The organism is Rhodococcus sp. YH1, from assembly GCF_009939605.1.
In the GTDB taxonomy this organism is placed as follows: domain Bacteria; phylum Actinomycetota; class Actinomycetes; order Mycobacteriales; family Mycobacteriaceae; genus Rhodococcus; species Rhodococcus aetherivorans.
In genome coordinates this window covers 1-12,292 of record NZ_WVTE01000059.1, presented here as the reverse complement: position 1 = coordinate 12,292, position 12,292 = coordinate 1, and the positions used below count along the sequence as shown (strand labels likewise).

Genomic DNA, 12,292 nt, shown 5'->3' with positions numbered 1-12,292 from the left:
GGCGTCCGAGGGCGGGAGATGAGCCACGTCATAGCGGGTGTCCGAAAGTGGCACACTTCACATCTTCGGGTCCGGACGCATGCTCTTCCTCATTCGAACCGCATCACCGCAACCCGAAACGGGGGACACCCGATGGACAGACTCATCAACATCGACAACGGTGGCACGCTCACCGACATCTGCGCCTGGGACGGCCACGAATTCAGCTTCACCAAGACCCTCACCACACCGTTCGATCTGTCGCAGTGCCTGTTCGACGGATTGACGAAGGTGTCGAAGGAGATCTACGGAGCCGAGGACCTGCCTGCACTGCTGCACTCGACGGCGCACATCCGTTACTCGACCACGCAGGGGACGAACGCGCTCGTCGAGCGCAAGGGCCCCCGCATCGGCATCATCACCGACTCGGCCGCCCTCGTCGACGAGCTGCGCCGCACCCCCGAGCAGCAGGCGCTGTTCGACGACCTCGTCGGGGCCCGGGTGGCCGTCGTCGACGCCGAGGCCGCGGACCTCGAGGGGGAGCTGGTCGCCCGGGTCAACCGTCTCACCACCGACGGTGCCGCCCGCATCGTCGTCGCCGTCGGGGACACCGACGACGGACGCGAGCGGAAGCTGCGCGGCATCCTGCTGCGCAAGTTCCCGCGCCACCTGCTCGGCTCGGTTCCGTTCCTGTACTCGTGGGACTTCACCACCGACCGCACGCCGGCCCGGCGGGTCTGGTCGGCCGTGATCAACACGTTCCTGCACCCGACGATGGAACGGTTCCTCTACAACGCCGAGCACCGGCTGCGCGACCACCGCGTCAAGAACCCGCTGCTGATCTACCGCAACGACGGCGCCTCCTCGCGCGTCGCGAAGTCCGTGGCCCTCAAGACGTACTCGTCCGGCCCGCGCGGCGGCCTCGAAGGCACCCGGGCGCTCGCCGAGATCTACGGCCTCAAGCACGTTCTCATGATCGACGTCGGCGGCACCACGACGGACATCGGCACGGTGGCCGGGCGGGAGATCCTCACCGACCGCCGCGGCTCGATCGCCGGCATCCCGATCTCCTTCCCGATGTCGAACGTCGAGTCGGCCGGCATCGGCGGCAGCTCCATCATCACCGTCACCGACGGGGCGATCACCGTCGGACCGGAAAGCGTCGGTGCGGCACCCGGACCGGCCTGCTTCGGCTTCGGCGGCACGTCCGCCACCATCACCGACGTCAACCTCCTCCTCGGCGTCCTCGACCCCACCACCTACCTCGACGGCGACTTCACCCTCGACGCGGACCGGGCCCGCGCCGTCGTCACCGCCACGGTGGCCGAACCTCTCGGCCTCACCCTCGACGAGGCGCTGCTCGCGATGGAGCAGGCGTACTTCACCGCGATGGGCAACGCCGTCGCGCCCGCGGTGTCGGAGGCCGACGAGACCACCATCGCCGCGTTCGGCGGCGCCGGCCCGATGAGTGCGTGTGGCGCGGCGCGGGTCGCGGGCGTACGCAGCGTGCTCGTCCCCAAGCTCGCGGCGGTGTTCTCCGCCTTCGGGATCGGGTTCTCCGACATCGGGCAGAGCTACGAGGCCGACGTCGCGGACACGGCGGAGGCGACGCTCGCCGCGGCCGTGGCCGACCTGCTGGCCAAGGCAGAACGGGACATGTTCCAGGAGGGGCACGCCCTCACCGACTGCGAACTCTCCTGGACCCTGACCACCGAGGATGCGCACGGGGCCACGGTCGACGAGGCGTCGTACGAACCCGGCGAGTGCGTCGAGCTCCTGCCCGGCGCGTCCACCGCGCTGACCCTGGTGGCCACCCGCCGGATGAACCGGATCGAGCTCCCGCACGGCTCCTTCGCCGAGGCCCGCGATCCCCGGGCGGCCGGGGAGCGCACCGTGCTCGGAGCCGGCGGCCGACGGGCGGTGCCGGTGTTCGCGCTGGCCGACCAGGAGCCTGGCGCCACCGCCGAGGGCCCGGCCATCGTCGAAGGCCCCTTCTTCACCGCCCGCGTGCAGGAGGGCTGGAAGTTCGACGTCACCGCCGGCGGCGACCTGCTGCTCACCGACACCCACTGACCGACAGAGCCCGAAGCCTGTTCGACCGCAGGCTCGTTCGAAGGATGCACGACATGCAGATCCCCATGACCGAATACCTGGTCATCGACCTCGACAGCGAACTGTGGGTGTGCCGGGTGTGCCGGCACGAACTCGGCAGCGCCCGCGGCAATTACAAGGAAGGCACCCTGGTCTACGACCGCGACCCGCGCGAGATCCACCAGCCGATCATCGATCCCGACCGCTACGAGTTCACCTTCTCGCCGGACCCGGCCTACTGCCGCATCCTCGAGTACTACTGCCCCGGCTGCGGCACCCAGATCGAGACCGAGTACATCCCGCCGGGACACCCCCCGACCGTCGACATGGAATGGGACGTCGACGCCTTGCGCGCCCAGTGGCTCGAACGCGGCACCGATCCCGGACAGGTCGTCACGTACGGCCCCGGCCAGGACGCCGAGGGCGAGTTCGAAGGCCGGCGCCACAACCACCACTAGTCACCGCGACCCGCAAGGAACCTCGTCACCATGAAACGAATCTCCGTCGACATCGGCGGCACCTTCACCGACTGCTTCTTCGCCTGGGACGACAAGTACGTCGAGGCCAAGGCCCTCACCACCCACCACAACCTGGCGCAGGGATTCAACGAGGCACTCGACCTCGCCTGCCGCCGAGCCGAACTGGACCGGGACGACGTCCTGTCCCAGGTGGATTCGGTCCGCTACGCGACCACGCTCGGCACCAACGCCCTCATCGAGCGCAAGGGCCCGCGCGTCGGTGCCATCGTCACCCACGGCTTCGAGGACACCATCCCGCTCTCCCGCGGCCGCGGATACGGCGAGGGACTCGATCCGTCGATGCAGCAGAACCTGCCGGCCGCGGAGCGGCCCGAACCGCTGGTCCACCGGAGCCTGATCCGGTCGGTCCAGGAGCGGGTCAACTCCGCCGGCGAGATCGTCGTCCCGCTCGTCGAGCAGAACGTGCGCACGATGGTGCGTGAACTCGTCGACGCCGGTGCGCAGGCGCTCGTGGTGTCGCTGGTGAACGCCACCGAGAATCCCACCCACGAGCTACGGATCATGGAGATCATCCAGGAGGAGTACCCGGAGCATCAGCTCGGCGCGATCCCGGTGCTGCTCGGCCACCAGGTCTCCGGGCGCAAGGGCGAGTACGTCCGCGCGACGTCCACCATCGTCGACGGCTTCCTGCACGGCATCATGTTCCACGCCATGAGCCAGCTCGCGAACAACCTGCGCGACTCGGGCTACGACAAGCCGATGCTCATCATCCACAACTCCGGCGGCATGGCCCAGATGAACTCGACCGATGCCCTGCAGACCATCCACTCGGGTCCCGTCGCGGGTGTCAGTGCCGCCGAGCATCTGTCGGAGTCCTCGGGGATCGGCAACATCATCACCACCGACATGGGCGGCACGTCCTTCGACATCGGACTGGTACCCGCGGGCGGCGTGAAGCACTACGACTTCCAGCCCACGATCGACCGCTGGCTGGTCTCGGTCCCGATGATCCACCTCGAAACCCTCGGCGCCGGTGGTGGTTCCATCGCAAGCTACGACCGGATCCACCACTCGGTCCGGCTCGGGCCCGAGTCCGCCGGCTCGGACCCCGGTCCGGCCTGCTACGACCGCGGCGGGCTGCGCCCCACGGTGACCGACGCCGACCTGCTGCTCGGCTACCTCGATCCGGACAACTACGCCAACGGCTTCATCAAGCTCAACCGCAAGCGGGCGGTGTTCGCCGTCGAGGAACAGCTGTGCGACGAGCTCGACCTCGACGTCATCGACGTCGCCAAGGTCATCAAGCGGTCCGTCGACGAGCAGATGGCGATCGGCATCGCCAAGGAGTTGCGGGTGCGCGGCTATCTGCCGGAGGACTTCACCATGCTCGCGTACGGCGGCAACGGCCCGCTGCACGCGTGCGGGATCGCCGACCAGGCCGGCATCCGCAAGATCCTCGCCCCGCCGTTCTCCTCGGTGTTCTCCGCCTGCGGCGCCGGCAACATGAAGCAGCTGCACATCCACGAGCGCGGCGTCCACGTGGTGCTCTACAACGCCACCACCCGCGGGCTCTACGACAGCTACGACGAATTCAACGACATCGTCGCCGCGCTCGAGGCCCGGGGCGCGGAGGATCTGCGACGCCAGGGTGTCGGCGACGGGGCGATCGAGCACCGCCTCGAGATGGACCTGCGCTACGGCAACCAGCTCGTGACGACGGCAGTGGCCTTCGACATCAACCGGATTCACGGCGTCGGTGACGTGCTCCACCTGATCCGTACGTTCTCCGACATCTACTCCAAGCGCTACGGCGAGGGGTCGGCCGCACCCGAGGCCGGCATCCGCGTCCAGACCATCAGGGTCGCGTCCTACGTCAACGGTGAGACCGTCGAGTTCGATTCCCTGCACCACGACGGGGAGCGGACGCTGCCGACGCCGGTCGGGCACCGCGACGTCCATTTCGTCGCGCATCCCCGGGCGATCACCACCGCGATCTACGACGCCGACGCGCTGAGTCACCACCACGTGATTCCCGGTCCGGCGATCGTCACCACCGAGAACACGACCTACCTCGTCGAGCCGGGCTGGCGCCTCGAACCCTCACCGCAGGGCGCCGTCTGGTTCCTCAAGGACTAGCGCAGAAACACAGGAGACACAGCCATGACCGCACTTCACGACGACCTCACAGCCGCTGCGGAGCAGCGCCTCGCAACCGCTTCGCTCAACGAGCAGGAGCAGCAGTGGGTCGACGACTTCATGGACGAGACGACGCTGTTCCTCGGGCCGGACCGGGAGATCATGCGTTCGCACCACATCACCTCCCGCAGCGAGTTCGAGCAGGAATGCCTCGCCGACGGGGTCGACCCCCTCCAGGTGGACCGCATCCGCAAGCGCCTCGCGGGCGCCCTCGACGAGGGCTTCGAGATGTGCGAGGCGATGGGCGCGGCACCGGGCGCCAAGTGGGGCGACCTCACCACGGCCATCTACACGGCGGCCGGGGACGTCACCTACCTGTCCTGCCACGGCGTGATCGCCTTCTCCGCGATCCTGCACCACCCCATCCGGTACATCATGAAGTACTGGAAGGACGAGCCGACCGTCGGAATCCACCCCGGCGACGGGTTCATCCACAACGACGCCCGCTTCGGCAACGTCCACAACACCGACCAGTCGATGATCATGCCGATCATCCGGGACGACCGCATCATCGCCTGGGTGGCCGCCACGATCCACGAGGGCGAGAACGGCGCCTGCGAACCGGGCGGCATGCCCTCCGGCTCGGAGACCCCGTTCGACGACGGCCTGCGGATGAGCCCGTTCAAGATCGTCGAGCGCGGCGAGCTGCGCCGCGACCTGCTCACCTTCCTGCAGCACTCGGTCCGCGACCCGAAGCTCCAGCTGGCCGACCTGAAGGTGAAGATCGGTGCGGTCCAGCGCATCCAGGAACGCGTCGACAAGATCATCGACGAGGTCGGCGTGGAGACGTTCGTCGCGGCGCTGCGGATCACCGTCGAGGACGTCGAGGCCGAGGTGCGCCGGCGCATCCGGGAACTGCCCGACGGCACGGTCCGGTTCAACCAGTTCATGGACTCCACCCTCAAGGAGAACATCCTCATCAAGCTCGCCTGCTCCATCACGGTCCGGGGCGACAAGATGACCATCGACCTGCGGGGCAGCGGACCGGAGATCCTGAACCGGGCCATCAACTCGCCGCTGTGCTCGGTCAAGTCGATGATGATGCAGGCCATCCTCGCGTTCTGGTGGCCGGACCTGCCGCGCTGCACCTCCGCGATGAGCCCGATCGAGATCATCTCCGATGAGCACACGTGGTCCGACGCCGGCTACGACGCCCCCATGGGCCAGTCGCTGCAGGCCTCCTTCCGCGGCTTCTCGGCGCTCCAGAATCCCTGGGCCAAGCTGCAATTCTCCAACCCGGAGAAGTTCTCCAACGTCATCGCGCCCTGGTTCAACCAGATCAACACCTTCCTGTGGGGCGGGGTCACCCAGCACGGCGACCAGGTCGGCAACCTGTGCGCCGACCTGAACGGCATGGGCGGCGGCGCCAAGGCGTTCCGGGACGGCGAGGACGCGGTCTCCCCGCTCTTCTGCGCGATGGCCGACACGGCCGAGCAGGAGGTCATGGAGGAGGAGGTGCCCTTCATGCAGCTGGTGAGCAAGCGGATCGTCCGCGACAACCAGGGCTTCGGCAAGTACCGCGGCGGCATGGGCTACGAGATGATCGTGGCGGCCGAGGGCACCCCGCTGTGGGGCTTCATGACGGTGACCTCCGGTGCCAAGTTCTCCTCCATCAGCGGACAGTTCGGCGGGTACGGCTGCAACACCTACCCGCTCGCGACGGTCAAGGGCGTCAACGTCTACGACGAGCTGCGCCGCAACCCGGAACGGTTCGACCTGTCCATCGAGAAGGTGATGAACGAACAGCCCTTCGAGGGCGCCGAGTACAGCACCAGCCACATGGGTCTGCAGTTCGACGTCGCCAAGGACGGTGAGCTGTACATGATTTCGCAGGGCACGGGCGGAGGGTACGGAGATCCGCTCGAACGCGCCCCGGAGGACGTGGTCGCGGATCTCGAGATCGACCGGATCTCCGCGAAGGTGGCGCACGACATCTACGGCGTCGTGTACGCGCCGGACACGTTCGTCGTGGACGTCGACGCCACGGAGACGCTACGCGCGTCGATGCGGCGCGACCGGCTCTCCCGCGGTGTGCCCTACGGCGAGTTCGTCGAGAAGTTCGTGACGCCCGAACCGCCGCAGGACCTGCTGTACTACGGATCCTGGGGCGACACCGAGGAACTGACCGCCACGCACTTCACCGTGCACGGCGCCGAGCGGGTCACCACGACGATCGACAAGATGCCGATCATCATGATGCCCGACCGGCGGGAGCTGAAGATCGCCGAGCTCACGGCCCGGGTGAAGGAACTCGAGTCCAAGCACGGCGAGATCGTCCACCGCAAGTCCTGAAACCGGTCCGGCCGGAGCCGGTTCCGGCCGGCTCCGGCCACCGGATCCACCCAAGCCGGGTGCCCGCACGTGTGCTCCCCTCACCGTGCGGGCACCCACTCCCTGGAGTCAGAAACATGACCATCTCGTTTCCCGCCGTACTCGACGCGCCGGTCTCCGGGCGCCGGGTCCCGCTCGTCGTCGACCATCTCGACTACAGCCGCCGGGTCCTGCTCCGCGGCAACCCGGTGCCCTGGGAGGATCCCACCGCGCTGTCGAACTTCCTCAACCAGGCCCACGGGCTGCTGCGACCGGACGTCACGCTGCTCGATCTCGGCGAGTACTACCGCCTCGCGGCGGACGACCCGCGCCTGCGCGAGGCGATGGCCGCACGGTCCCGGACCGGGTACGCGTTGCGGGCACTGCTGGCGGACGCCGCGACCGCCCGCGCCGTGGCGACGCTCGCCGCCACCGTGGCCGGCACGACCCGGCTGCCGCTGGTGCTGCAGATCCCCTCGCCGCGGGCCTGGCTGGCTGCGACCCACCCCGGAGACGTCGCGGACCTGGACGCGGACCGCGTCGAGGCCGCGGCGATGTACGTCGCCGACTGGCTGCGCGGCTTCGCCGAGGTGCCGGTCTCGGCGGTCCTGCTCGACGAGCGGATCGCGCCCGGCGCCGATGCCGCCGCGCTACCGCCGGTCGATCCGCAGTCGTACGTGCCGGTGACGAACGTGGCCGCGCACTACCGGTGGGAGATCGGACTGCGCGGCGAGGACACCGTCTCGGTCGGCGCGCACGAGGGTGACGTCCTCGGCTCCGGCTACTGGCTCGCCGACGACGCTGCCGTACCGGACGCCCGCGGCGCGTTCCGGCTCGCGCACCTGCCGGCGGATGCGGTCCCGGAGACGGTGCTCGCCCGGCTGGCCCGGCTCGACGGCCACGGTGCCTGAACGTGGACGACCTGCACGCCGGTGCCGCGGGGAGCGGCACCGGCCCGGGGGCGGACGCTACCCTGGAGGCGTGACGTGCATCACGAGAGTGCCGGGGCGAGGCGCCCGATGAAGAGTGCGGACCGACGGCTGCGGGTGGCGGTCGCCCGGGCCGGATTCCTCGACTCCGGCGAACCGGACGATTCGCTGGTCTCCTCCGTCGTGTCCGCGTCGTGGCGGCGCTCCGCCGCGGCGGGCGTGCGACCGTCCGGTGGGGAGGTCCGGTTCGCGGGGGAGGTGGACCGGACCTCTCGGCTGGTCCAGTGCTCGCTGCCGGTCCTGGACCGCCTCGCGGAGGAGACCGTCGACGTCCCGGTGAGCATCGCCCTGACCGACGCCAAGGCACAGGTGCTGATGCGCCTCGACGGGGACCGCGCCATCGGACGGTTGCTCGACCATGTCTCCCTCGCGCCGGGATTCGACTACTGCGAGGGGCAGATCAGCACCAACGGCGTCGGCACCGTGCTGGAATCCGGGCGCCCGGTGCAGATCGAGGGCGCCGAGCACTTCCACGAACGGTTCCAGCCGTTCGCCTGCTCCGGGGCGCCGATCCGGGACCCGTTCAGCGGACGCGTCGCCGGCGTCATCGACATCAGCTGCCTCACCGAGCATTCCTCGCCGCTGCTCACGACCGTCGTGCGGACCGCGGCGGCGGAGATCGAACAGAATCTGTTCCGGGACCGGAGCGCCCGCCAGCACGCGCTGTTCGACGCGTTCGTGCGGGCCGACGCTCGCGGCGGCACGGCCCTCATGGCGATCGGGAGCGCGATGTCGCTCGCGAATCCGCTCGCCCACACCCTCCTCGCGCCGGAGGACCAACGCCGTGTCGGTGAACACGTCGACTACGTCATCGGGCACCGCGCGCGCATCGACGAACTGGTCGAGCTGGGCACCGGCCTGTCCGTCCGGGTTCGCGCGACCCGGATCCTGGCGGGCGAGGACACCGCCGGATACCTCGTCGAGGTCTCCGAGGCGGCCGCGGCCGCGGCACCGCTTCCGTCCGTTCCGAACCGGGTCCGCGAGCACCGGCTGCACTCCGGGCGGGTCGGTCTGGCCGCTGCCGGCACCGATCGTCTGCGCTCGAGCGGTTCCTCCGCGCTGTGGATGCGCGCCTGCAACGAGATCGAGGAGGCCCTGTCCGCCGGGGCGAAGTTGCTCCTCACCGGCGAACCGGGCACGGGGAAGGCGTCTCTCGCGTCGGAGATCTTCCACTCCCTGTACACCGGGGGGCGGAGCATCCTCGTGGACGGGAGCGAGACCGACCTGTCCGGGCTCACGGTGTCCTCCACCAACCCCACCCTGTACGTGCTGCGCAACATCCAGGCCATGCCCGCCCCGCTCACGACGACCTTGGCCGAGACCCTGGCGGAACCCGTCCCCGAGCACATCTTCGTCGTGGCCACCATGGAGGAGTCGGAGGAGCCGCCGTCCGAGACCCTGGCACCGCTGCTGGCGGCGCTCGACCGGACCGTGCACGTTCCTGCGCTGCGGCACCGCACCGACGACATCGCCGGGGTCGTGGCGCAGGTGCTCCGCAAGATCAGCGGATCGCAGAGCCGAGCGGTCGCTCCCGACGCCATGCGGGTGCTGGCGCGCTATCCGTGGCCGCGCAACATCCACGAGGTCGAGGCGGCCCTGCGGAGCGCCGTCGCACAACGGCCTGCGGGTGCCATCACCGTCGAGGACCTGCCCGAATGGTGCCGGCACGGTCCGCGCAGGCAACTCAACGCGGTCGAGTCCGCCGAACGGGATCTCATCGCCAAGATCCTGCGGGAAACCGGAGGCAACCGTGTGCACGCTGCGCGCGCGCTGGGAATCTCGCGGTCGTCGCTGTACCGGAAGCTGACTCTGTTCGGATTCACCGGCGAGTAGTCACCTACGGGCGATCGTCGCGTCGCGCCGGTTGCCGCGATGAGGCTCCCTGTCCGGATCTGGGACAGTTCGCGACCACTCCTCCCGCCGAAGATGGAGATAGCACATCTCGTCGACTGCGTGAAGGAGGAACGAGAGTCGTGAACACCACAGACGAGCCGTTCTTCAGCTGGAACACGAGGCGAATGATCCTGCGTACCAACGGATGTCCGTTCCACGATCAGTCGGGTATCGACTCGGGCGGTCCCGAGCTCGTATCGGACGTGCCGCTGACGGTCGGAACCCGGAGAGGGCGTCTGCTCACCGTCGTGGACGACGACGAAGAGCACGTGGCGCTGGTGGTGGGCGACGTGCAGCAGCGGCATGATGTGCCGGTTCGCTGGGTGGTCGCGGAGGGCCTGCTGATCGAGGGGAGCCGCAGCCGGCTCGACGCGGAGATCCTGTTGCCCGTGTCGGAGGCCCCCGCGGTTCCGGTACCGAATGTGCGGCGCCTCGCGGACCATCGGAGCCGGTACAGCGGGGCGGTGCATGCCCTCCTCGTGCATTCCGGTGCCGTGTCCGTCACCGTCGAATTCGGCCCGGCGTCGCTCCGGGCTGCGCCGCAGCTGGACCGCTCCGCGTGAACCGCCCGATCGACCCTCGGACGGGCCGATCGCGAACCACGTGCATTTCGGGCGCCGGAGGGCTTTGATGTCGGTATGAACGGCAGGACCGGCCCCGACCCGGTACGCGTGGCGGTCGGTGCCGCCGCGACCGTGGGCGACGGGATTCGTCGCATGCTCCTGTTCGGTGTCGACGCGGCACGTCGTCTACCGGGTGTGGACCCCGCGCTCGTCGCGCTCGAGGCGCGCGGCGCCGAGACCCTGCGCGCCGGGGACGAGATCGCGGACCGGTTGCTGCGCGCTGTGGTGCGCCGGGTGGTGAGCGCCGCGCTGGACGAGGTCGACATCACCGCCGTCGTGCGGGACCACGTCGACCTCGATGCCGTCGCCGAGGGCGTCGACGTCGAGCGGATCGTCGGTCGGGTGGACCTGGACGCGATCGCGGCGCGCGTGGACATCGCACCGATCCTGGACCGCGTGGACATCGACGCGGTGGCGGAACGGGTGGACGTGGGCGCGATCATCGATCGGGTGGACCTGGATGCGGTTGCGGCGACGATCGACGTGGGCGCGATCATCGATCGGGTCGACCTGGACGCCGTCGCCGCGACGATCGACGTGGGCGCGATCATCGATCGGGTCGACCTGGACGCCGTCGCCGCGACGATCGACGTGGACGCGATCATCGGGCGAGTCGACCTCATCGGCCTGGCGAACGCGGTGATCGAAGGCGTCGACCTGCCGACCATCATCCGCGAATCGACCGGATCCATGTCCACCGAGGCGATGCGCGGCGTGCGCAGCCAGGGTATGCACGCCGACGACGCGGTATCCGGGTTCGTCGGCCGGTTGTTCGGGCGCGCCGAGATCCCGGAAGAACCGGCATGAGCAACCGGGAACCATCCCACCGACCCGCCGGAATCGTCACGAGGGGCATCGCCGCAGCCATCGACCTCGGCGTGGTCCTGACCGTGATGGGCGGGATCTATCTCGCCGTGGTACTCGTGCGGTTGCTGTTCTCGCCGCAGGAGTTCTCCTTCCCCGACGCACACGTTCTGCTGTCCGTCGGTGTGTTCGTCGGTGTCGCGTCGCTGTACCTGACGGTGTCCTGGGCCACCACCGGTCGCACGGTCGGCGCGGTGGTGATGGGGCTGCGGATGGTGAGCCGCAACGGCGACCTCGTCGGATGGGTCCGGGCGGGGCTGCGCGCCGGGCTGTGCGTGATGTTCGGGTTCGGGCTGCTGTGGGTGGCGGTGGATCGCCGCCGCCGGTCCCTGCAGGACATCCTGCTGCGCACCAGCGTCGTCTACGACTGGAAACCCGACCTGCATCTGGCCGAGGCCGAGAGGTGACGTCGCGTCCGTCACAGGTGTCTGGGCATACTCGAACCCGGCCGGATTCGTAGACGGGTAGGAGTTCGTGGTGTCGCAGGGTCTGAAGTTGGGGTACAAGGCGTCGGCGGAGCAGTTCGGGCCGCGGGAGCTGGTGGAGATGGCGGTGCTGGCGGAGGAACACGGGATGGATTCGGCGACGGTGTCGGATCATTTCCAGCCGTGGCGGCACAACGGGGGGCATGCGCCGTTCTCGTTGGCGTGGATGACCGCGGTCGGTGAGCGCACCTCGCGGCTGCAGTTGGGGACCTCGGTGCTGACCCCGACGTTCCGGTACAACCCGGCGGTGATCGCGCAGGCGTTCGCGACGATGGGGTGCCTGTATCCGGGGCGGGTGATGCTCGGGGTCGGAACCGGGGAGGCGCTCAACGAGATCGCCACCGGGTATGCGGGGGTGTGGCCGGAGTTCAAGGAGCGGTTCG

At 69.2% G+C, this 12,292-nt stretch carries 10 protein-coding genes; all 10 read left to right on the top strand.

Translation table 11 applies throughout. The annotated features are described in order from the left end of the window. Positions 1 to 132 precede the first annotated feature (132 nt). Positions 133 to 2,052 (top strand): hydantoinase/oxoprolinase family protein, encoded by a 1,920-nt coding sequence (locus tag AIIKEEIJ_RS06435; RefSeq protein WP_050035681.1) that lies wholly within the window; start codon positions 133 to 135, stop codon positions 2,050 to 2,052. Between the two features lie 53 nt (positions 2,053 to 2,105). Next, positions 2,106 to 2,528 (top strand): acetone carboxylase subunit gamma, encoded by a 423-nt coding sequence (locus tag AIIKEEIJ_RS06430; RefSeq protein ID WP_006945515.1) that lies wholly within the window; start codon positions 2,106 to 2,108, stop codon positions 2,526 to 2,528. 30 nt (positions 2,529 to 2,558) lie between these two features. After that, entirely contained in the window at positions 2,559 to 4,685 is a 2,127-nt protein-coding gene (locus AIIKEEIJ_RS06425; protein ID WP_006945516.1) for a hydantoinase/oxoprolinase family protein, read from the top strand. Positions 4,686 to 4,709: 24 nt separating this feature from the next. Continuing rightward, complete coding sequence (locus tag AIIKEEIJ_RS06420) at positions 4,710 to 7,037, top strand: hydantoinase B/oxoprolinase family protein (protein WP_006945517.1); 2,328 nt, start codon at positions 4,710 to 4,712, stop codon at positions 7,035 to 7,037. Between the two features lie 116 nt (positions 7,038 to 7,153). Next, positions 7,154 to 7,966 (top strand): hypothetical protein, encoded by an 813-nt coding sequence (locus tag AIIKEEIJ_RS06415; protein WP_006945518.1) that lies wholly within the window; start codon positions 7,154 to 7,156, stop codon positions 7,964 to 7,966. 108 nt (positions 7,967 to 8,074) lie between these two features. Further along, positions 8,075 to 9,877: a helix-turn-helix domain-containing protein gene (locus AIIKEEIJ_RS06410; RefSeq protein ID WP_202916648.1), complete on the top strand. Its 1,803-nt coding sequence runs from the start codon at positions 8,075 to 8,077 to the stop codon at positions 9,875 to 9,877. A 140-nt stretch (positions 9,878 to 10,017) separates the two neighbouring features. Beyond that, positions 10,018 to 10,500, top strand: a complete 483-nt coding sequence (locus AIIKEEIJ_RS06405) for a hypothetical protein (protein WP_161995231.1) — start codon at positions 10,018 to 10,020, stop codon at positions 10,498 to 10,500. 75 nt (positions 10,501 to 10,575) lie between these two features. Next, positions 10,576 to 11,367 (top strand): hypothetical protein, encoded by a 792-nt coding sequence (locus tag AIIKEEIJ_RS06400; RefSeq protein WP_043802318.1) that lies wholly within the window; start codon positions 10,576 to 10,578, stop codon positions 11,365 to 11,367. Then, positions 11,364 to 11,831: an RDD family protein gene (locus tag AIIKEEIJ_RS06395; protein ID WP_065922261.1), complete on the top strand. Its 468-nt coding sequence runs from the start codon at positions 11,364 to 11,366 to the stop codon at positions 11,829 to 11,831. The genes AIIKEEIJ_RS06400 and AIIKEEIJ_RS06395 overlap by 4 nt, the downstream gene beginning before the upstream one ends. A gap of 70 nt (positions 11,832 to 11,901) precedes the next feature. Further along, positions 11,902 to 12,292: LLM class flavin-dependent oxidoreductase (locus tag AIIKEEIJ_RS06390; protein WP_161995230.1), on the top strand; the 391-nt coding region annotated here is incomplete at its 3' end.